The sequence below is a fragment of the Vibrio sp. 1151_11 genome (assembly GCF_029478525.1).
Taxonomy (GTDB): Bacteria; Pseudomonadota; Gammaproteobacteria; order Enterobacterales; family Vibrionaceae; genus Vibrio; species Vibrio anguillarum.
In genome coordinates this window covers 44,043-64,405 of record NZ_SHMN01000020.1, presented here as the reverse complement: position 1 = coordinate 64,405, position 20,363 = coordinate 44,043, and the positions used below count along the sequence as shown (strand labels likewise).

Sequence of the window (20,363 nt, the reverse complement as noted above, 5' to 3'; positions counted from 1 at the left end):
TTGATTGGAGCTTAAACGGGCTTCGCTTTTAATGTGCGTGCAATCGCTTACGTTTAAGCGACAGGATGATAGAGGAAACAGGGGTGAATTTCATCCTTTTATTTTCCATAGGGTTAGCCAGCTTTGGCGATTTCCATTATCATCGCGTTATAAAAATACCTTCAAAAAAGCATAAGGATAGGCCATGTCGTCAGCTCAACTCTCACAAATTAACGTCTACCCAGTCAAATCGATAGGTGGCCTCTCGCAGTCCACCGCTTGGGTTGAAAAACAGGGGCTGGCTTTTGATCGACGCTTTATGATCGCGTTAGCTGATGGTTCAATGGTCACTGCACGTAAGTATCCAAATATGGTTAAGGTGAATTCAATACTGGTTGCGGATGGTTTGATCTTCACGGCGGTGAACCAATCTCCGTTAAAACTGCGTTATGCAGATTTCAAAATGCAACCTTCTCCAGCGCAAGTGTGGGACGATAACTTTACCGCTTACACCACAACCGATGAAGCGGATGATTGGTTTAGCCAAGTGTTAGGCCAGCGTGTTGAGTTGCTGTTTACCGGAGAGCAATCAAACCGAATGCGTGAAAAAGTGGGTCACAATGTCAGTTTTGCTGATGGCTATCCAGTGCTGGTCATCAGCCAAGCTTCACTTGATGAACTTAATCGCCGCAGCCCTGAAGTGCACAGCATGGATCAATTTCGTACCAATCTAGTGGTACGAACCGATGAGCCTTTCGCTGAAGACAGCTGGAAGCGGATCCGAATTGGTGAGGTAGAATTTGAAGTGGTAAAACCTTGCGAACGCTGTATTCTCACTACTGTTGATGTGAATAAAGGGGCTTTTCGTCCAACCAAAGAGCCGCTAAGAACCTTGTCACAATTTCGCGCTAACGAAAGAGGTGGGGTGTTTTTTGGGCAAAATTTAGTCGCAAAAAATGAGGGGATGATTCGAGTTGGCGACAGCGTTGAGGTGCTTGAGTACAAAGAGAAAGAGTTTTATCGAGATTTGGGCATGAGTCACCATGTGATGACCTGTGTTGAGCGTGAAGCGATTGCGCGTGATTTTGTCACGTTCTGGCTAGAGCCGAAAAAGGGTGAAATGCCAAATTATCAACCTGGGCAGCACCTACCAATCGAAGTTGTGATCGATGGCGAGAACGTGGCGCGCCGCTACACTTTGTCATCTAGCCCATCGCGCCCGGGTCGGTTAGCGATTTCAGTCAAACGTATTGATGGCGGTAGAGTTTCTAACTGGTTGCTTGATCACTTGCAGGTAGGAAGTACATTGACCACACAATCACCGGATGGCTCGTTTCATCTGTCGACTCAGCACCAACAACCGTTGTTACTGTTGTCGGCTGGAAGTGGCGTGACGCCTATGTTATCGATGTTGCGCTATCTTGCCGATAATCAACAAATTCAAGATGTGGTCTTTTATCATCAATGCCGCAGCGTTGAGGATATTCCTTGCCACGTTGAACTTGAAGCGCTTAAGCAGCGGCATCAGGGGTTGAAAGTCTTCATTTCTCTGACTCAAGCTCCAGTCGATTGGTTTGGGCTGAAAGGCCGGCTCTCTTTATCTCACCTTAAGCAAATCCAACATGTGACTGCTCGCCAAGTGTTTGTGTGTGGGCCTGATGGTTTTATGCAGAAAGCAAAAAGCTTATTGTTGAAAAAAGGGCTTGCGGAAGAATCTTACCACCAAGAAGCATTTGGTGTGGCGCACACTGTCGCAGCTGAGCTGAAAACGTTACAACTGAGCGTCAATGGCCATGTATTTGAGGGTAATAACCAAACGACCTTATTAGATCAAGCCGAAGCCGCTGGCATTGCGATTGCCAACAGTTGCCGAGCAGGGTTCTGTGGCGCGTGCAAGGTGACTGTGCAGTCGGGCAAAGTGCATCAACCTGACGTGCCAGCACTGCCTGAGCATGAACGTCATCTTGGTTTCGCTTTAGCGTGTTGTTGTATTCCTGAAACCGATATTGAGGTTGTAAACTAGTTTTCGCCTCACGCTGTTGCATTACAGTGACTTTGTCCAATAAAAATGCCTCTTGGGTCAGTGTTGACCGCAAGAGGCGTGACGTTGCTAGTGATTTTTATTCGAAACCGTTTCAGTCTCTTCAAAGTGACTCTCTTAAAGCTAGTTGGCAAAGTGCAGAAATACCAATTATTCGTTTTTATATAGTTAAATTAGTTTAAATTTGTGATGAAAATTCCATATTTTGTTTGTTTGTTTTCCATCCAATCTTGCCTGTGTTTGATGTTTTTTTAGAATAACTGTCGAATAAATGAGCGCTTGAACGTTTGCGTAAAAATATGTGATGAAACTCTCATTTTGTTCGCTATACTTTCCGCCCGGTTATGAGCCGGTGCTCAACCCATACAAGCCGTCACACGGAAATGTGAATGACCCCAAGGACTGGACCAGCTAAGTTCCTCTGCTTGTATAAGGTGATCTTAGATGAACAATATGTTCGCATACCCCTCTTTTTGTCATGCTTTTGTTGTGCAAAAGGACAATGATTCCTCCTTTGCCAAGTTTTTTGGTTCTACCCTTATTTCCAAATTTCAAACTAGGTAAATACAATGAATATTCTTTTTGGCCTCGTCGGCATTTTAGCGCTGATCGCTTGCGCCTACCTGCTCTCTGAAAATCGATCTTTCATCAATTGGGAAACCGTATCACGTGCTTTATTGCTGCAAGTTGGTTTTGCCGCGCTGGTGCTCTACTTCCCATGGGGACAAAGCGCACTAGCCAGCATCAGCGGCGGTGTATCGAGTTTGCTGGGTTTCGCCGATGCAGGAATCCGCTTTCTATTCGGTGATTTAGCCGATTCCGGATTTATTTTTGCTGTTCGTGTTCTGCCTATCATCATTTTCTTCAGTGCTCTTATCTCTGCCCTTTATTACCTTGGTATCATGCAAAAAGTCATCGAGTTTATCGGTGGTGGTATTCAAAAATTTTTAGGTACGAGCAAAGCAGAATCTCTGGTTGCTACGGGTAACATTTTCCTTTCACAAGGCGAATCACCACTGCTTGTGCGTCCCTTTTTGTCGCGCATGACACGTTCAGAGCTGTTTGCCGTAATGGCCGGAGGCATGGCCTCTGTCGCAGGTAGCGTGTTGGGTGGCTATGCCGGTCTAGGTGTTGAGCTTAAATACCTTATTGCAGCCAGTTTTATGGCGGCACCCGGCAGTTTGATGATGGCAAAAATCATCGTACCAGAGCGCGATGTTCCACTTGATCAAACCAATATTGAGATGGATAAAGCGCAAGAAAGTAATGTGATTGACGCACTGGCGAGCGGGGCGATGAATGGCATGAAAGTGGCGGTGGCCGTCGGTACAATGCTGGTTGCATTTGTGAGCGTGATTGCGATGGTTAACACTGGGCTTGAAAGTTTCGGTGAGTTATTGGGTTTGAACGGCATTACCTTACAACTGCTGTTCGGTTATCTATTTTCACCACTGGCTTGGTTGATTGGTGTACCAAGCCATGAAGTCTTGATGGCGGGCTCTTACATTGGGCAAAAAGTGGTGATGAACGAATTTGTGGCTTTCATTGATTTTGTTGACCACAAAGCGCTGTTGTCGGAACACACCCAAGTTATTATTACTTTTGCTCTGTGCGGCTTTGCCAATATTGGTTCTATCGCGATCCAATTAGGCTCTATCGGGGTTATCGCTCCTGAACGCCGTGCAGAAGTCGCGAATTTAGGTATTAAAGCGGTGATTGCAGGTACGCTAGCTAACTTAATGAGTGCATGTCTAGCGGGCATTTTCATTCTGCTTTAAACGCACTGTTTGCTTCTCTCAATGCTCACTGCGGTGGGCATTTTTGATCCCTTTTTTGAATGATTGACACCTCAGTAATTGCTGAAAAGCTGATTTATAGCAAATTCCGTTTCTGATGAGCGCGTAGTATAGCTTGCAATTAACTGCGTATCCCAACATAGGCGATACGCTGACATGCTAACTTATTGAGTGCTTGCTATGGAAAATCTTGTTGAACGCTTTTTGCGTTATGTCTCTTTTGATACTCAATCTCACCCCGCCAGCCGCCGTTGCCCGAGTTCAGTAGGGCAAATGACGTTTGCCCATACACTGCATGAAGAATTAATCGCATTAGGCTTAACCGATGCTACGGTTGATGAACACGGCTATGTTATGGCGAAGTTGCAATCGAATGTTGATTACCCTGTTCCTGCGATTGGTTTTATTGCACATATGGATACCGCGCCAGACGCGTCAGGCAAACACGTTAAGCCGCAAATTGTGGAGAATTATCAAGGCGGAGACATTGCTTTAGGTAAAGGGGATGAGGTGCTGTCACCTATTCAATACCCGGATTTGCATCAACTGCATGGGTACAATCTGATCACGACTGACGGCACCACACTGCTTGGTGCCGATAATAAGGCAGGCATCGCTGAAATTATGACGGCCATTGAGAGGTTAATTGCCGACCCAAGCATCGCACATGGTGATATTTGTATCGGTTTCACTCCCGATGAAGAGATCGGCCGGGGCGCGGACTTATTTGATGTGGAGAAGTTTGGCGCACAGTGGGCTTATACCATTGATGGTGGCCCGGTGGGTGAGTTGGAGTATGAGAATTTCAATGCGGCGAGCGCTGATGTTATTTGCTATGGCGTGAATGTTCACCCTGGGACCGCGAAAGATAAAATGGTGAATGCCATCAACATCGCCGCACAATTTCAGCTTATGATGCCAGCCGGTCAAACCCCAGAGACCACGCAGGGCTATCAAGGCTTTTACCATTTAAAATCCGCAGAGATGAGTGTGGCTCGCTCAACCTTGGGTTACATTATTAGAGACTTTGAACGAGAAGGCTTGGAAGCTCGTAAAGCGTTTATGCAGCAGCAAGTGGACCAGTTAAATGCCCGTCTTGAGAAAGGACGAGTTGAGTTGGTTGTGACGGACAGCTATTTCAATATGAAAGAGATGGTCGAGCCTCATCCACAAGTCATTGAACTGGCTAAACAAGCCATGATTGCTTGTGATGTTGAACCGCTGATCAAACCTATTCGAGGTGGTACGGATGGTGCGAGGCTCTCATTCATGGGCCTGCCATGCCCTAATATTTTCACTGGCGGTTATAATTTTCATGGTATTCATGAGTTCATTACCATTGAAGGGATGGAACAAGCGGTAAACGTGATTGTAAAACTGGCTGAAAAGACAGCGTTGGCGAATCAACACTGATAACAAACCTTTCCTTTCGCCAATCTCAAAGGGAGTTTCTCTTCCAAAGCTATGACAGGGCGCATAATAATTGCGCCTTATGCCGACGTTAACTATTCACTCAGTTACAATACCTTTCTAAAATTTCTAACACGATCTCAATCTGCTGCTCTCTAGTGGCTTAGATGTGTTGCTGCTCATTATGCATAAAAATAAAAGAAGGGGATTGATATGGAGAAAGTGGTCGCGGTGTGGGACTTTCTTATCACTCATAAATTGGTGTTTAGTATTTTAATCATGACGTTGATTATTTTGACGCGGCGAGTTGTGCTTTCTCAAATTCGTGGCGATGTCGCACTGATTACCGAAAAGCAGCGTAAATGGATGTCACGCACCAAGAATGGCACCTTTGCCTTTACTTTGGTCATCCTCTTCGTATTGTGGCAATCGGAGATCAACGAATTTGCACTGTCAGTGACTGCGATAGCGGTCGCCATTGTAGTCGCATCAAAAGAGATCATCTTGTGTTTTACGGGTTCAATTCAGCGAGCGAGCTCTCGCTCATTTCGTATCGGGGATTGGATTGAAGTCGGAAAACTGAGCGGTGAAGTGATCGAACACAACTTGATGGCAACCGTGATCCAAGAAATCGACTTGAATCATGGTCAATACCACTACACTGGAAAAACTGCGACCTTGCCAAACAGTATGTTCTTCTCGTTTCCGGTAAAAAACCTTAATTTTATGAAGCGTTATGTGTTTCATAACTTTTCGATAGTAGTGCCTGAATTTGTAAATTTGTATCCTTTATTGCCGATTATGCATGAAAAGATTGAGAGCCACTTTGCCCATTTTATTGATGTTGCAAGGCGCTATAACAGCATGATTGAAAAACATGCGGGTGTAGATTTGCCCAGTGCTGAGCCGCACATTCAGATCAGCAGCGCAGCCGCAGGAGAACAGATCGTGCATTTCATGATTTTTTGCCCAACAGAGCGGGCCAACCATTTAGAGCAACTGATCCGCCAAGACTTTATGCAAGCGTATGAAAACGCATTTCCACGCGCTTTAGTTGCAACAGAAGTGCTGCCGAGTGAAGTGGGTAGCTAACCGCCGAATAATGAGCGCTCACACAGTATGGTGAGCGTCTTACCTGTAATGACTGTCTGGGTGAGAAAAGATATATTAGTGATGACAATGAGATTAACGCTCAATTGCGTGTGTTTTTTTCACCGAAATCCCTAAGCGTTTTGAAAGCCGAGTGAGATTCGCGCGATCCACTTGCAATAATCTTCCCGCTTTTGCCCAATTGAAATCGGATTGGGTCAATGCTTCACTGATCAATTTACGCTGATATTCATCCGTTGCTTCTCGCAGCCCACGTTGCCACACCTTCGCTGTGACCTCTTTGTCGCTCAACGTACTTTGCGTGTTAACCAGAGGTAGGCTGAAATCTAACTCACCTATGTCGTAGTTGTTGACTGTGATCAACGCTTGTAAGCCTTGTCTAGCTCGTGCTTTCAGCGCTGCGCGGTTGATCACGTGTTCTAATTCGCGAACATTACCGGGCCATGAGTAGTTGAGTAACCCAGCCAGCGCGTTGGGATCGATTTTGAGCTGTGTGATACCGAGCTTGCGACGCGCTTGCTCTAAAAAATAACCTGCCAACAAGGTAACGTCACCATTTCGCTCTCTTAGCGGAGGGATATGAACAGGGTATACGCTGAGTCGATGGTAAAGATCGGCTCGGAATCTTCCCGCTTCCACCTCTTGCTTTAAATCTCGATTTGTCGCTGCCAATATTCGTACATCAATGGTTTGGACATGATCTTGTCCTACGGGCTGAATTTCATTGTTCTGCAATGCACGTAAAATCTTGCTTTGGGCAGCCAGTGGCAGTTCACCGATTTCATCGAGAAATAAGGTTCCACCGTCGGCTAATGCAAACTTGCCTAAGCGATGCCGTTCTGCTCCAGTAAAGGCTCCTTTGACATGGCCAAATAGTTCACTTTCGACCAAGTTTTCTGGAATTGCGGCGCAGTTGACATAAATAAGAGGTTGGCGTTTACGCGCTGATAGTTGGTGCAGTGTTCGTGCGACCAGCTCTTTACCGACACCCGTTTCACCATGGATTAAAATGTTGAAATTAGAAGGGGCGACCACTTCCAAATCGGCTTTCATGGCCAGCATCGACGCACTTGAACCGATGATCTCTCCACCTTCTCTGTCCCATGCTTCTTCATTCAGCTCTTCTAAGCGTTGCTGGGATTGTTTGGCCTGTGCTTCAAGTTGAGAAAAGGTCAGTGCCATTTTCAAGGTAGAGGCCGCGATTGCCGACAACGCTTCTAGGCTGCGTTTGGGAATATGCTCAAACATGTTGGGATTAAGGCTATCAAGCGTCAAGATACCGAGCAGTTTATCACCAAATAAAAGGGGTAGGCCCATGCAAGAGTGCATGGGAAGGTCGCCATCATGATCCATTAATAAACCATCGAAAGGATCGGGTAGTGATGAATTCGCATCGAAAATAACCGGCCCATCAGCGTGGCAAATCTCACGAAAGCGGGGATGTTCATCAATTAAAAAGCGTCGGCCTAAGGTATCGCGAGTCAAGCCTTGCATCGCAAGGGGGATTAATAAATCACCTTGGCGTGAAAGCAACATCACACAGTCGCATTGAATGGTTTTACGAATCGCATCAAGCAGGCGATTGAATCTATCTTGATCGTTCAAACCACTTGCGAGTCCTATGGTCATTTCAATCAAGGTAGAGATGGAAAAATCTTGCATGGTAAGCACTCTGGTGATGTTTTTGGATATTATAGTGTCAAAATGACATTTTTTGAAGTGTTATTTTGACCTGATTATTTAATGATTTTTTTATTTTTCATTTAAAAATCAATAGATTAATGTTGGTATGCTTTGTGCTATACAAACCTTCAGTATCAGAGCGAATCTAATTCGCCATTTATAAAATCTGAGGAGAAAGCTTAATATGCTCAATAATCAACACATCGCCATTGTCAAAAGTACCATTCCTTTGCTTGAATCTGCCGGGCCAGCGCTTACAGCTCATTTCTATCAGAGAATGTTTACTCACAATCCTGAGCTAAAAGATATTTTTAATATGACCCATCAACATACTGGCCGTCAGGGCGTTGCACTGTTTGAGGCGATTGCCGCGTATGCGAAAAATATTGAAAATCTCGCCGCATTAACCAGTGCAGTGGAACGTATTGCCCAAAAGCACACCAGCTTTAACATTCAGCCAGAGCACTATCAAATCGTCGGTCATCACCTTATTGAAACGTTGCGAGAGCTTGCTGCCGATGCCTTTACTCCTGACGTTGAAGCAGCATGGACGGCGGCTTATCTCTTTTTAGCGCAAGTCTTCATTGATAGAGAAGGAGAGTTGTACTTACAGCGTAAGCAGGCGATCGGTGGTTGGGAGAATGCGCGTGAGTTTGTGTTGCAAGATAAAGTGAAAGAGTCTGAATTCGTCACTAGCTTTATCTTTGAGCCTGCTGATGGTAAAGCGGTATTAGATTATCAGGTAGGTCAGTATATTGGGGTTGAACTTAAGCCGGAAGGTGCGCCATACAGTGAAATTCGTCAATATTCCTTGTCACAAAAACCTAATGGAAAAAACTACCGCATTTCTGTGAAGCGTGAAGGCGTGGATACTGAACATCCTGGGACAGTCTCTAACTATTTACATGATTATGTTGAAAAAGGCAGTCGAGTGAAACTTTATGCGCCAGCGGGAGATTTTTTCTATGTTGAGAAGCTCGCTCCCGTTGTACTTATCTCTGCAGGTGTCGGGGCAACACCGATGCAAGCCATACTTCAACAGCTTGCGTCAGTAGGAAAAAAAGAGGTGACGTATCTGCATGCTTGCAACAATTTATCACAACACTCCTTTATTGATGAAACCGCGACATTAATGGCGGTGCATCCATCATGGCAGCAAGTGGTCTGGTATCTGGAAAGTGAGCAAACACCAGTCAAGCAAGGTTCTATGATCTTGCATGAAGTTTGCGAGCAACTGCCGCTAACACAGGGGGATTTTTATATCTGTGGCCCCGTCAGTTTTATGCAGTTCATTGTTGAGCAGCTTGAATTGCTTGGCGTAGCAAGAGAGCGTATCCATTACGAAGTCTTTGGTCCACACGCCTATTTATAAAGTATAAAGCTTTATCTCAATCTAGGCTCTTTTAAGGGCCTATACCCTTCCCATTTAAAGCTGCAGCGGTGTTGGTTACGTTCGCTTACCCCAATCACATAGTTCATCTATGCTCATGGGGATGAGCTCACTTGCCGTCTACCTGCAACTTCAAGTTGTTTGGGTATAGATACTGAAAAGTGAGCTGGGAATTAATGCTCACTTTTTATTTGTAGTGCTTGCCAAGTAATTTCATCGGAATGGCTATCGCTATCAATAAAGATAGAAGACCCACTAATCATCACTGAAATATCCATACCTCGGTTCAAGGAAGTAGAGAGTTTTTCAATCGCTGCAGCATCAAAGCGAAATAGATCGACATTGAGGTGAGAGAACTTTCCCTTGTTCTGCTCCCACCAAACCTGTGATTTCGTGTTAAAGCTGTAGACTTTCACCTGTTGTGCAAGCCGTGTGGCTTTTTTAATGCGATCAGCATCGGGTTCTCCGACTTCAATCCAGAGCTGAATTTGGTCATCTAATGATTTTAGCCAGAGATCAGGTTCTTCAATGGAAGAAAGTCCTCTAGTGAATGTTAGCTCGGGTGAAGCATTAAGACAAAACGCCAAAATGCGCGCCATCATTCGTTCGTTGCTTTCTGAAGGATGTTGAGCAATGGTGAGATTTAAAGAGTCATAATGATCGCGATTAGTATCCGTCAGCGCAATACGGAACTTATAGATTGTCGGTTTAAGAGCCATTGGAAGAATGCCAAGAGGTAAAAACGAAAATAGCCAGCAAATTGCTGGCTATTAGAATACTTAGTAAAAAATTATACTAGGCGGATGTTTTCAGCTTGAGGGCCTTTTTGACCTTGAGCTACTTCAAACTCTACCTTTTGACCTTCAGCAAGAGTGCGGAAACCGTCACCTTTAATTTGGCTGAAGTGTGCGAATACGTCTGGACCGTTTTCTTGTTGAATGAAACCGAAACCTTTAGTTTCGTTGAACCATTTTACTGTACCAGTAACTGTGTTAGCCATTTTTATACCCAAAATCAAAAAAAATTTTACAGCCGAATACGGCGCGGATAGCGTGGAAAAGTAGATTGCTATTGCGTACGACACGACGGGGGAGTTACAAGTAATCCAACGAGACGTATGTGTATACAAAGAACTGCTTTCTAGCTAGTGCAAAGTCTAGTTCAAACTTTTATCTTGTCAATCATAACTCGATAAAACTCGAAAAACTTTCTTAAAATTGTTAGGTTTTATGCTCTATGTTGCATTTTCTTATGATGAGGCTTGAAATTAACATTACTATTCTATTACCCATTGACATAGTTGAAGTTTTAGCCAGAGTTAGTGGTCAGATGAGTTCGATGGTTGAAGCCGTTTATTACTGGCCAGCGTTCATTGAGTGAGGAGAAGGGTTAGGTTTACTTTCCTATTTAATGGCTCTCTTTTTGGGCTGAATGACTCTCCTCAAAACTGAGGAAATTTTTCCCTATCAAATAGCATCTTCAAGTTGTTTTGGCGACAACTCGGAACGTTGCGCTGTACACATCACAAATTTGCACTTTCAATGAAATATTTACTCGGTTAAATAATTGTTACAATTAGTTCCATTTTGAAGTGTTTTTTTGGGTAATGCCATGTCCCATCTAATTTTCGGGTTTTCTGTTGTTAACCACTGATTAACAATTGTTTTATTCTAAGCCAATAAGGAAAAATTGCTTGTTTTTTGAACTTGAAATTCTTATTTAATGGAGGAAAATGTATGTAAACTGAGTTTTCGAAAATGAATGGATACTTTCTCATAAAAAGAGAGGTTTACAACATGAAACTAATACTGATTTTAATGGCGTCTGTCTCGGCGGGTGTGGCCTCTGCTGATCACTTTCATTCATTTTTGCTTGGGCTTTACATCTCGTCACTCGCAGTAGGCAGTTGTTACTGGTTTGCGTTTCGAAGTACTAAAGTGCCGGAGTTTGCCCTTTTTCTTCTCATCTGTGGGCTTCTTGCTAAATTGACAGTGACCATTATCGGTGTTGCGTGGGGGATATCGGCGCAATTGATCACATCGCCTTTTATCTTTGCTTTGTCGTATCTCTTCTTCTCTATTGTCGTGACATACATCTGGTTCAGTTATCGAGATAAATTAACATCTGCAATCTCTAAAACAACGGCGCATCACGCGTAGCGCACTTAATACATAGCGTCTTTATGCGTAACTTACGCGTAAGATAGTTAATGTGATAGTGAACTAAATTATTTCTGTTAATGCAAAAGGGCTTCCTCACTGGGCCCTTTTGGTGCTTTTGCACTTTAGACTTTTGTCCAAGAGTGGCACTCATCTTTTCGATATACACTGTTGGCAATGATTATTTATCTCCTGAACAAGGAAGTACTATGGGCATCGGATTATTTTGGGCAGAGAAAGTTATCTTAATACTGGGCATCATTTTTATTCTGACGAGTATTGTGCGGTATGGTAAACGTAGCCATGACTGGAAAGGTGTCATCACGATGTTTTATCGTCGCATTCCCATGTCAATTGAGGAATATAAGTGGTACCGCTTGGGAGTGGCATTCATTGTTACCGCTATTGTGTTGCGGATTGCTGTACTGACCTTCTGGCCCTCACTATGAGGTTGAAATGAGCGAACATTGCTGTTTGCTAACCGATGTTTCGCTTGAGTGTGTAGCCTTTTATAATCCCTAAAACTTTTTAATTAATTTTTTGCGCAACTCGCATCTACGCGAGGTTTAGGTATACACTCTATTTATCGAATTAATAAATAGAAGGTGATTACATGTCTTTCCCCGTACTCATCTGTGATGACTCTGCACTAGCTCGGAAGCAGATGGCTCGTTCACTTCCCGCCTCTCTAAACGCCGATATTACTTTCGCAGTCCATGGTTTAGATGGCATCAAAAATCTTGAAGAGCATGATTTTAAATTAATGTTCCTCGATTTAACTATGCCTGAACTGGACGGCTACGGAACGCTAGAAGAGATGCAACGCAGAGGGATGACAACGCCTGTTGTTGTTGTTTCTGGTGATATACAGCCGAAAGCGAAAGAGCGAGTATTGGCGTTAGGGGCGCGTGCTTTTATTCAAAAGCCGATTGATAAGGACGTGTTAAATAGCGTACTACGAGAGTTAGTCGAACCGCCAACACAGCCTCGTATCGTTACGCCTATCTCCGTTGAACTACCCATCTTAAAACGTCGTGACATCTATATGGAAGTTGCGAACGTTTCGATTGGTCGAGCAGCTGATGCTCTGGCGCGGCACTTTGATGTATTTGTTCATTTACCGCTACCAAACGTCAATATTTTTGAAGTGAGTGAGCTACATATGGCACTTCGTGACTTGGCGGAAAATGATCAAGTTTCTGGTGTATGTCAAGGCTTCAGCGGTGAAGGCATTGCAGGTGAAGCACTGGTGCTCTTGAGTGATTCCAGTGTTTCTGATCTGAAAAAATTAATGAAAGTGCCAGCAGACAGTGAAGAGCTTGAAGAATTAGAACTGTTAATGGATGTATCAAACATATTAGTTGGTTCTTTTCTGAATGGATTAGGCGAGCAATCGGAGGTGCGTTTTTTTCAAAGCTCTCCAGTATTGCTTGGGCAACACATCTCCATTGACTCTGTGATCAATTCCACCGCTGGATCATTTAAAAAAACGATGACGTTTGAAGTGAGCTACAACATTGATCAAACGACGATCCGCTGTGACTTGCTCTTTATGTTTGTCGATGAGTCTCTTCCGTTGCTAGACAGTAAATTAGCGTACTTGATGGAGGATTTTTAACGATGAATCTCCCTGCAGAATTTGAACAGTTCCACTGGATGGTGGATATGGTGCAGAATGTCGATATGGGGCTGATCGTGATTAATCGTGATTACGAAGTGCAAGTGTGGAATGGATTCATGACACACCACAGCGGTATTCAAGGGCACGATGCGATTGGTAAAACCATTTTTGAACTGTTTCCTGAAATCCCCCAAGAGTGGTTTAAGCTCAAAACTAAACCTGTGTATGACTTAGGTTGTCGTAGTTTTATTACTTGGCAGCAGCGCCCATATCTCTTCAAATGTCGTAATGTTCGTCCTGTCACTCAGCAAGCCGATTATATGTACCAAAGCATTACTTTAAACCCGATGCGAACCACGACGGGTAAAATTAACTCATTGTTTTTATCAATACAGGATGCCACATCTGAAGCGTTAGCCTCTTTACAAATACGTTGATAGAATCAGGGTGTTGATGATTTCGAAGCCTCCTTTTGGTGTTTCATCAAGGAGGCTTCATATTATCGATGGGTTTAATTAATCAAGCGTTACAAGCTCATTTCCGCAACGTTGATTGTTTGCAAAGGCACGAATGTTATCCAAAGTTGTCTGAGCGATATTGTGTAGTGCATCTTCAGTCAAAAAGGCTTGATGTCCCGTAAATAGTACATTGTGGCAAGCCGATAGGCGTCTGAATACATCATCGACAATCACATCATTCGACTTATCTTGGAAGAAAAGATCCTTTTCATTGTCGTAAACATCTAAACCAAGAGCGCCGATACGACCTTGTTTCAGTGCTTCAATTGCTGCAACTGAATCGAGTAATTCACCTCGGCTGGTGTTTACAATCATCACGCCATCTTTCATTTGGGAAAATGCGTGACTGTTGAGTAAATGGTAGTTCTCTGGCGACATTGGGCAGTGAAGCGTAATCACATCACTTTGTTGGTAGATTTCCTTAAGGCTGCAGTAAGTTGCACCGAGTTCAATCGCCAGAGGGTTCTGATAAGGGTCGAAGCACAGTACCTTCATTCCCAACCCTTTCAAAATGCGCATTGTGGCAATACCAATTTTTCCTGTGCCAACAACTCCCGCGGTTTTACCGAAGAAGTTAAACCCGACCAACCCCTCTAATGAGAAGTTAGCGTCTCGGGTACGTTGGTACGCCTTGTGAAAGCGGCGATTCAAACACATCATCATTCCTACCGTGTGCTCTGCCACCGATTCTGGTGAATATGCGGGCACTCGCACCACTTGAATACCCAGCTCTTTTGCGGCATCGAGATCGACTTTATCAAATCCGGCACAGCGCATTGCGATAAGCCTCGTCCCATTTTCATACAATTGGCTCAATACTGGGCGACTTAAGTCGTCATTCACAAAGGCACACACCACAGTGCATCCTTGGGCCATTTTAGCTGTGGTTGGGGTGAGTCGAAAATCGTGAAAGTGCAGCGAGAAGATTTTTGTATCACTGACCTCTGAGAAAGAACTCGCGTCATAAGATTTTGCGCTGAAAAATGCAATGTTGATCATGTTCTCTTCCTAATTAGACTTATAATTTTCACTATAAATACGCCTAATATCACAGAAAATAAACCACAAAATAACTATGTCTTTGGGATGGTAGGAGTTGCGGGGGGATGTCACTAAAATCGAAAACGGACGGATTAATGATAAACATTCACCACAATCTGTAAAAATCGCCGATAGAAATGTCTGAGTCACCTCTTTTGTGAGCGTGATTTCTCTCACGTTTTCGGCGCAATGCTGAACAAGGTAACGTTTGCTTATTGTATGAAAGCTTTCGCTAAAATGATGCGTTCTTTAATAACGTATTGAAAAATAAAAATTTACACGATGAGTATTTGAGAGAGATGGACTTGAGAAGTGTCGGATATGAAAGTTTCGAGATAGTACCACAAAAAAAATGCAAATATCAGACTTGCCGATAAGAAATCCGGGCCTATAATGCTGAAAACCGGAGCGTCTGCCAACGCTCCGGTTTTTTTGTGTCCAAAATGTACTGACGTCTGCCAACGAAGGTACTACGCACTCTGCAAAAGAGACACAAATGGTCAATTAATCAAGGAATTACATAATGCGTATCGAACAAGAACTTAAGTTAGGTTTTAAAGATGTCCTGTTTCGCCCTAAGCGTTCAACACTAAAAAGCCGTTCTCAAGTAAATTTAACCCGCGATTTTACATTCAAGCATAGTGGGCGTCAATGGTCCGGCGTGCCTGTTATTGCGGCGAATATGGACTCGGTAGGCAGTTTTGCTATGGCAAAATCACTTGCTGAACATGAGGTAATGACAGCGGTTCATAAACATTACTCAGTAGCTGATTGGGCTGAGTTTGTTAAAAACGCCGATGCATCAACACTTAAGCATGTGATGGTTTCAACTGGCACATCTGATGCTGATTTTCAAAAAACCAAAGATATCATGGCGCTTAGTGACGATCTGATTTTCATTTGTGTTGATATTGCTAACGGCTACTCTGAGCACTTGGTCGATTACGTACAACGCGTGCGTGCGCAATTTCCAGATAAAGTGATCTCAGCTGGTAATGTTGTCACCGGAGACATGTGCGAAGAGCTCATTCTAGCGGGTGCGGATATCGTAAAAGTTGGTATCGGCCCGGGCTCGGTTTGTACCACTCGCGTGAAAACAGGTGTTGGTTATCCTCAGCTTTCAGCCATTATTGAATGTGCCGATGCGGCGCATGGATTAGGTGGGTGTATCATTGGTGATGGTGGCTGCACATGCGCAGGTGACGTTTCTAAAGCCTTTGGTGGTGGCGCTGATTTTGTCATGCTTGGTGGCATGCTTGCAGGTCATGAAGAGTCTGGCGGCGAAGTGTTTGAAAAAGATGGCGTGAGCTACATGAAGTTCTATGGCATGTCGTCACAGTCTGCAATGGCGAAGCACTCTGGCGGCGTTGCAAAATACCGCGCAGCGGAAGGCAAAACCGTATTGCTACCTTTCCGTGGCAGCGTTCACGACACCATCTCTGACATTCTTGGTGGTGTGCGTTCAACTTGTACTTATGTCGGTGCAGCTAAGTTAAAAGAGTTAACTAAGCGCACTACATTTATCCGCGTACAAGAGCAAGAAAATAACGTGTTTGGCCGAGAGTAAATCAATAGTTTTAACAACCATAATTGTTGAAACAACCATAAATTGATATTTACAACCATATATTGATATTTGGTACAACCATAATTTGATATTGCCTCTTCATAGTCTAGACTTATGTAAGTTTACGACAAAATCGTGAAGAGGCAATTTCATGACAAGCTTACCTGCGCCCTCAGCAATTACGACTTCTGCTTTAGAGTATGCATTCCATACTCCCGCTCGTAACCTAACGAAATCTCGTGGAAAAAATATTCATCGTTATGTCAGTGTAAAGATGGGTAAGAGGATTACGGTAGAATCTACTCTAGAGTGTGACGCCTGCTATCATTTTGATTTTAAACTGACAGAAATGCTATAGAGCAATCAGTTCTAAAACATTTTTGTCCAATTTCGAGTCAGTTAATAATGTGTGATTGGCGAAAAGCTCCTGTATTGCCTCTGTTGATATTATCGAATGATATTGTTTCCTATATTCCAGAACGTTACTTGTTAAACATTTCCCCATCACGGTTACGTTCTAGGAAAATTATTTTTCTAGCGCTAGCCTACTTCGATCAAACATTTGATTAAAGTACATAACTATTTGTGACCCACCTCGTTTACATATTTATTTCTCATATGAATTCGACTTCAGTATTGTTATATTTCCAGAGTTTCATATTCAGTATGCAGTGACAAACAGACCGTTCAAAAAACGCAAGTAAGCCGAGATTGATACTGTTTAGCCATTCGGCGGTTGTGACTCTATTCGCTGCAGCATGCTTAATGTAATAGTCATGCCAATGGAGGCCCGAATGCAAATAGATGGACATCATACTCTAACTTACGTTATCGCTCGGTATGCGGGGATTGAGCATACCGACGCTGAAAAAGTAGCGTATTCGGCTCAATATGTAGATGAGGCCACAAATGATAAGCCAATCCATTTTGATAATGGTGCGATGTACGACCGTATTGTATCTGCTCACAAAATGCTCGACTATCGAAACACGCAAGAGCTTGCAAATCATAAGGTATGGATACCATTTCACTTTCTTCCAGGCAACCAAGGCTTTCCTTCAAACGTTAAACCAGATGGAAGGTTTATACATCGGCTAGTTTGCAAACCAGACAGCGCTGTTGCAAGAGATATGCTGAGAATGGTGGCAACACATTGGTATAAGCCCTACGGCGTTCATCTGATGGGGATTGCCATGCATGTTTATGCAGATACTTTCGCCCATCAAGGTTTTGCTGGGGTGATCCACGACTACAACAAAGTAGATAACCTCGAATCGTCCTCCAGCTCTCTGTTACAACGAATTAAAGATGATTTGTTTAGTGGTGGGGTATCTGCTGCTTCTCCTCTTGGCCATGGTGCGGCCCTATCTTTTCCTGATAGACCTTACACTTCTTGGAATTATCTAAATGGAGAAGGGGAACACGTAGTAAGAGACAATACCTTGATATTTCTACAAGCCGCGGATGCGATGTGCAAAGCATTGCAATGTTGGAAACATGGTGACGCCGAGATCAATATCGATAATCAACCAGGTTTGACCACGCAGCAGCGCTCTTTAATAGAACACGCTTTAACAACCATAGATGATGAAGATGGTGAAGCTCGCCATACCAAGTGGCTTGAGTGGCTGCGAGAAGGAAAATTTGGCTTTGCTGCAGTCGATTTGTCGTTTGACAAGGATGGAGAGAACAGTTGGAAGCAACAGGCGAGGGGGCAAGGTTTTACACAAGACGGTAAATTTGTTTATCGCTACTCGTCATCCTTTTTAAATTCAGACTGGAAACTCTTTCATGATGCGCTCAAAACCTATCGCATAGAAGTGATCAGAGATGTCCTACCTAAGTACGGGATTTGTATCGCTTAGTGCGTCCACTCCTTAATAGTAAAAGGGAAAATACATGACTAAATGGTTTAAAGTCTCCGCTGTTACAAGGTTGAGGTTTATCACAACGGCTTCGCTGGTAGTGATAGGCCTTAGTGGCTGTGCATCGAATGAATCGATTACAATGGTGGGAGAGTACGCCAAGCAATCTACAGAAGTTCAAGACGCGCTAATCGCTGTATATGAATCTGCCGATGACGCGCGCATTAACGCTGAACTGATGAAAGCAACACGGGATGGTGTCACTGGCTCAGACCTAAATATTTCTACCATCAACAATGCCGGTCAAGAGGCTCTACTCAAAAACTTGAATACATTTTCCCAGAGTATTTATCTGCTTGCGACCGACGATAGAAGCGAAGCTCTGGATAAATACTCGGAGAAGCTAAATTCGTCGTTGGTATCTCTATCCCGGATGCCCCAAGTCGGAGAGATTGATGTAAACGACGTTGAATTACTCTCAACTAGCGTGAATGCAATCGCGCGTGCTTATACGGAGAAAAAGCGTTATGACCTATTAAAGAAAATCGTCATTGATTCAGAGAATATAGTTCAAAGCGCATTTAAATCATTAGAGGGTGAATTGGACTCTTGGAAGAAAGCGACAAGGATTTCTTTGGAAAAAGAACTGCGTATTCGCCTGTATCTACTCAACAACCCCAATCGCTGTGAAACCAGTGACAACATACGCTGTGTGACGTTCTATCATTCACTTGAAGAGCGAGCTGATGCTTACAAGAAAGCTTATGAGATCAGAGTACGTATAAACGAGCTAGATGCGAAGTTTGCAAAACTTGAACGTGCCTTAGTGGATATTCAAAAGTTGAACCAATCGATAGTCATATCTTTAAAAAATGATGACGACTTAACGAAGGACGCGGCCAAGAAAGCGCTCAAATCTACTAAGACACAGATCGATGCGATCAAAGAGTTTCGCGATAGCCTAGAGGACTAACTAATGGACCATAGCCACAACACTGTATACGCTGAATTGGAAAGTATGTATGACGAACTTCAAAGCTACCTTGACTCCGTCATGTTAGATCCAGAAGATGAGCCGTTGTTACTACAATGCGAACAACTGGGTGACCAAATTTATGCCTACAATGTGGTCATACTAGAAAACAATTCGGTCACACTCGCTAAAGGACAAGGAAGTCTTAAGGAGCTTATCAATCAAGCGAAAGGAGCGAAGGAAGCTTTAAAGAGCGCGGAAGACAAGGTTAAAGTGCTAGCTCAGGTAGCTAATGCAATCGATAAGGTATTAGTACAGTTGGCTAAATTCTTATAAGCGTTTTCGTTTTTTGCATCTTAACACCTATGTAGTGGATGAATTTAATTAGCCACTCAATTAGAGGTTTTGCAATACTTTGTGTATTTAATTAAATGCTAATTTAGTCAAATCGCTGAGAAAGTTCTGTCCAGAAACGTGTTTCAGCGGATGGTCAAGACTTTGTGATCATCGAGCGATTCTGTCGTACCTTAATTACCAAGCAACTTTGTCATATGTTAACTAGCGGCTGAATTTGTCGGTGAGATGAGGGGATGTGGGGGTATTTCTCTGTAAGAAAGTTTCCTACATAAAAATTTGGTCTCGATACTGCGTGTCACAAAAATATCAACTTATGGTTGTTTTGGGTGAGATCAATATATGGTTGCTTTGTGGTTAAGTTACTGATTGTAAAGTATTATGAAATATCACATTATGGTTGCATCAACAAACTATAATTAATCAGAGCCGCTTTTGCGGCTCTGATTAATTATGCCCCTCACTACGAAGAGTGTATTGCGCTGTTAAAAAGGAAATAATTGCCTAGTAAGAAAAAAGCCGCCAAAAATAGGCGGCTAAAAGTGTGCAAGCAAAGGTGTTGTTTAAGTCGAACCTGTCTTTCGCTACAAACAATAGACTGAAAAGGTGAGGTGCTCAACCCTGTCGTTCATGAAATGAGACTTGAAACAAGGTGCATATGTAATTATTGCATGTATAACTTGCATGGGTTCACTAGATATTCAGCTAGAACCACTTGGGGTCGCTGAGGTCAAGGCTTGGCGAGTGTAGGTAGTAGACGGTTTATAATAGATTATGCGGTTTTAAAATGTCAGCCAGCACTGAAATGGTTTTGGTACTGGCTGAGTTTTATCTAGATGTTGGTATCTTCAATTAC

At 43.4% G+C, this 20,363-nt stretch carries 17 protein-coding genes and 1 pseudogene; 14 read left to right on the top strand and 4 right to left on the bottom strand.

The window, feature by feature from the left end; all coding sequences use genetic code 11:
* The first annotated feature begins 184 nt into the window (after positions 1 to 184).
* The 4 genes from EXZ60_RS14315 (at position 185) to EXZ60_RS14300 (ending at position 6,318) form a co-directional block, all read left to right on the top strand.
* Complete coding sequence (locus EXZ60_RS14315) at positions 185 to 2,002, top strand: hybrid-cluster NAD(P)-dependent oxidoreductase (RefSeq protein WP_277435889.1); 1,818 nt, start codon at positions 185 to 187, stop codon at positions 2,000 to 2,002.
* 587 nt (positions 2,003 to 2,589) lie between these two features.
* Entirely contained in the window at positions 2,590 to 3,798 is a 1,209-nt protein-coding gene (locus EXZ60_RS14310) for a NupC/NupG family nucleoside CNT transporter (RefSeq protein WP_277435888.1), read from the top strand.
* Positions 3,799 to 3,996: 198 nt separating this feature from the next.
* Positions 3,997 to 5,229 (top strand): peptidase T, encoded by a 1,233-nt coding sequence (gene pepT, locus EXZ60_RS14305; RefSeq protein WP_277435887.1) that lies wholly within the window; start codon positions 3,997 to 3,999, stop codon positions 5,227 to 5,229.
* Between the two features lie 210 nt (positions 5,230 to 5,439).
* On the top strand, positions 5,440 to 6,318 hold the full coding sequence (locus tag EXZ60_RS14300; RefSeq protein WP_017047149.1) for a mechanosensitive ion channel family protein: 879 nt from the start codon (positions 5,440 to 5,442) through the stop codon (positions 6,316 to 6,318).
* A 93-nt stretch (positions 6,319 to 6,411) separates the two neighbouring features.
* On the opposite strand, the gene norR is transcribed toward EXZ60_RS14300, so the two are convergent.
* Entirely contained in the window at positions 6,412 to 7,998 is a 1,587-nt protein-coding gene (gene norR, locus EXZ60_RS14295; protein ID WP_194663441.1) for a nitric oxide reductase transcriptional regulator NorR, read from the bottom strand.
* A 187-nt stretch (positions 7,999 to 8,185) separates the two neighbouring features.
* On the opposite strand from norR, the gene hmpA reads away from it, so the two are divergent.
* Positions 8,186 to 9,391, top strand: a complete 1,206-nt coding sequence (gene hmpA / locus EXZ60_RS14290) for an NO-inducible flavohemoprotein (protein ID WP_254918592.1) — start codon at positions 8,186 to 8,188, stop codon at positions 9,389 to 9,391.
* Positions 9,392 to 9,582: 191 nt separating this feature from the next.
* Here hmpA and EXZ60_RS14285 read toward each other — a convergent pair whose 3' ends face one another.
* Positions 9,583 to 10,128 carry a YaeQ family protein gene (locus tag EXZ60_RS14285; RefSeq protein WP_088733503.1) on the bottom strand — a complete coding sequence of 182 codons (546 nt, stop codon included), beginning with the start codon at positions 10,126 to 10,128 and terminating at the stop codon, positions 9,583 to 9,585.
* Between the two features lie 71 nt (positions 10,129 to 10,199).
* Entirely contained in the window at positions 10,200 to 10,409 is a 210-nt protein-coding gene (locus EXZ60_RS14280) for a cold-shock protein (protein WP_010318975.1), read from the bottom strand.
* 796 nt (positions 10,410 to 11,205) lie between these two features.
* On the opposite strand from EXZ60_RS14280, the gene EXZ60_RS14275 reads away from it, so the two are divergent.
* From EXZ60_RS14275 to EXZ60_RS14260, 4 genes are all read left to right on the top strand, one after another.
* Positions 11,206 to 11,568 carry a hypothetical protein gene (locus EXZ60_RS14275; RefSeq protein WP_026029065.1) on the top strand — a complete coding sequence of 121 codons (363 nt, stop codon included), beginning with the start codon at positions 11,206 to 11,208 and terminating at the stop codon, positions 11,566 to 11,568.
* 209 nt (positions 11,569 to 11,777) lie between these two features.
* On the top strand, positions 11,778 to 12,017 hold the full coding sequence (locus EXZ60_RS14270) for a hypothetical protein (RefSeq protein WP_017046015.1): 240 nt from the start codon (positions 11,778 to 11,780) through the stop codon (positions 12,015 to 12,017).
* Between the two features lie 164 nt (positions 12,018 to 12,181).
* On the top strand, positions 12,182 to 13,186 hold the full coding sequence (locus tag EXZ60_RS14265; protein WP_017046016.1) for a response regulator: 1,005 nt from the start codon (positions 12,182 to 12,184) through the stop codon (positions 13,184 to 13,186).
* 2 nt (positions 13,187 to 13,188) lie between these two features.
* On the top strand, positions 13,189 to 13,626 hold the full coding sequence (locus EXZ60_RS14260) for a PAS domain-containing protein (RefSeq protein WP_017046017.1): 438 nt from the start codon (positions 13,189 to 13,191) through the stop codon (positions 13,624 to 13,626).
* A gap of 78 nt (positions 13,627 to 13,704) precedes the next feature.
* Here EXZ60_RS14260 and EXZ60_RS14255 read toward each other — a convergent pair whose 3' ends face one another.
* A complete protein-coding gene (locus EXZ60_RS14255) occupies positions 13,705 to 14,706 on the bottom strand; it encodes a 2-hydroxyacid dehydrogenase (protein ID WP_277435886.1) in 1,002 nt (333 codons plus the stop codon).
* Positions 14,707 to 15,271: 565 nt separating this feature from the next.
* Here EXZ60_RS14255 and EXZ60_RS14250 point away from each other — a divergent pair.
* The 5 genes and pseudogenes from EXZ60_RS14250 (at position 15,272) to EXZ60_RS14230 (ending at position 19,489) form a co-directional block, all read left to right on the top strand.
* Positions 15,272 to 16,315: a GMP reductase gene (locus EXZ60_RS14250; protein WP_094132994.1), complete on the top strand. Its 1,044-nt coding sequence runs from the start codon at positions 15,272 to 15,274 to the stop codon at positions 16,313 to 16,315.
* 151 nt (positions 16,316 to 16,466) lie between these two features.
* Positions 16,467 to 16,655, top strand: a pseudogene (locus EXZ60_RS14245) (endonuclease); the annotation flags it as partial.
* Positions 16,656 to 17,109: 454 nt separating this feature from the next.
* Complete coding sequence (locus EXZ60_RS14240; RefSeq protein WP_094124121.1) at positions 17,110 to 18,180, top strand: DUF6765 family protein; 1,071 nt, start codon at positions 17,110 to 17,112, stop codon at positions 18,178 to 18,180.
* 34 nt (positions 18,181 to 18,214) lie between these two features.
* The gene (locus EXZ60_RS14235; RefSeq protein WP_094124122.1) at positions 18,215 to 19,153 is read left to right on the top strand and encodes a hypothetical protein; all 939 of its coding nucleotides are present in this window, start codon (positions 18,215 to 18,217) and stop codon (positions 19,151 to 19,153) included.
* A 3-nt stretch (positions 19,154 to 19,156) separates the two neighbouring features.
* On the top strand, positions 19,157 to 19,489 hold the full coding sequence (locus EXZ60_RS14230) for a hypothetical protein (RefSeq protein WP_017046104.1): 333 nt from the start codon (positions 19,157 to 19,159) through the stop codon (positions 19,487 to 19,489).
* The last annotated feature ends 874 nt before the right edge of the window (positions 19,490 to 20,363 follow it).

Bases quoted from the DNA above. Each gene is read 5' to 3' on its own strand.
- EXZ60_RS14315 (WP_277435889.1), top strand. From the start codon at position 185: ATGTCGTCAGCTCAACTCTCACAAATTAACGTCTACCCAGTCAAATCG.
- EXZ60_RS14310 (WP_277435888.1), top strand. From the start codon at position 2,590: ATGAATATTCTTTTTGGCCTCGTCGGCATTTTAGCGCTGATCGCTTGC.
- pepT (WP_277435887.1), top strand. From the start codon at position 3,997: ATGGAAAATCTTGTTGAACGCTTTTTGCGTTATGTCTCTTTTGATACT.
- EXZ60_RS14300 (WP_017047149.1), top strand. From the start codon at position 5,440: ATGGAGAAAGTGGTCGCGGTGTGGGACTTTCTTATCACTCATAAATTG.
- norR (WP_194663441.1), bottom strand. From the start codon at position 7,998: ATGCAAGATTTTTCCATCTCTACCTTGATTGAAATGACCATAGGACTC.
- EXZ60_RS14285 (WP_088733503.1), bottom strand. From the start codon at position 10,128: ATGGCTCTTAAACCGACAATCTATAAGTTCCGTATTGCGCTGACGGAT.
- EXZ60_RS14280 (WP_010318975.1), bottom strand. From the start codon at position 10,409: ATGGCTAACACAGTTACTGGTACAGTAAAATGGTTCAACGAAACTAAA.
- EXZ60_RS14275 (WP_026029065.1), top strand. From the start codon at position 11,206: ATGAAACTAATACTGATTTTAATGGCGTCTGTCTCGGCGGGTGTGGCC.
- EXZ60_RS14270 (WP_017046015.1), top strand. From the start codon at position 11,778: ATGGGCATCGGATTATTTTGGGCAGAGAAAGTTATCTTAATACTGGGC.
- EXZ60_RS14265 (WP_017046016.1), top strand. From the start codon at position 12,182: ATGTCTTTCCCCGTACTCATCTGTGATGACTCTGCACTAGCTCGGAAG.
- EXZ60_RS14260 (WP_017046017.1), top strand. From the start codon at position 13,189: ATGAATCTCCCTGCAGAATTTGAACAGTTCCACTGGATGGTGGATATG.
- EXZ60_RS14255 (WP_277435886.1), bottom strand. From the start codon at position 14,706: ATGATCAACATTGCATTTTTCAGCGCAAAATCTTATGACGCGAGTTCT.
- EXZ60_RS14250 (WP_094132994.1), top strand. From the start codon at position 15,272: ATGCGTATCGAACAAGAACTTAAGTTAGGTTTTAAAGATGTCCTGTTT.
- EXZ60_RS14240 (WP_094124121.1), top strand. From the start codon at position 17,110: ATGCAAATAGATGGACATCATACTCTAACTTACGTTATCGCTCGGTAT.
- EXZ60_RS14235 (WP_094124122.1), top strand. From the start codon at position 18,215: ATGACTAAATGGTTTAAAGTCTCCGCTGTTACAAGGTTGAGGTTTATC.
- EXZ60_RS14230 (WP_017046104.1), top strand. From the start codon at position 19,157: ATGGACCATAGCCACAACACTGTATACGCTGAATTGGAAAGTATGTAT.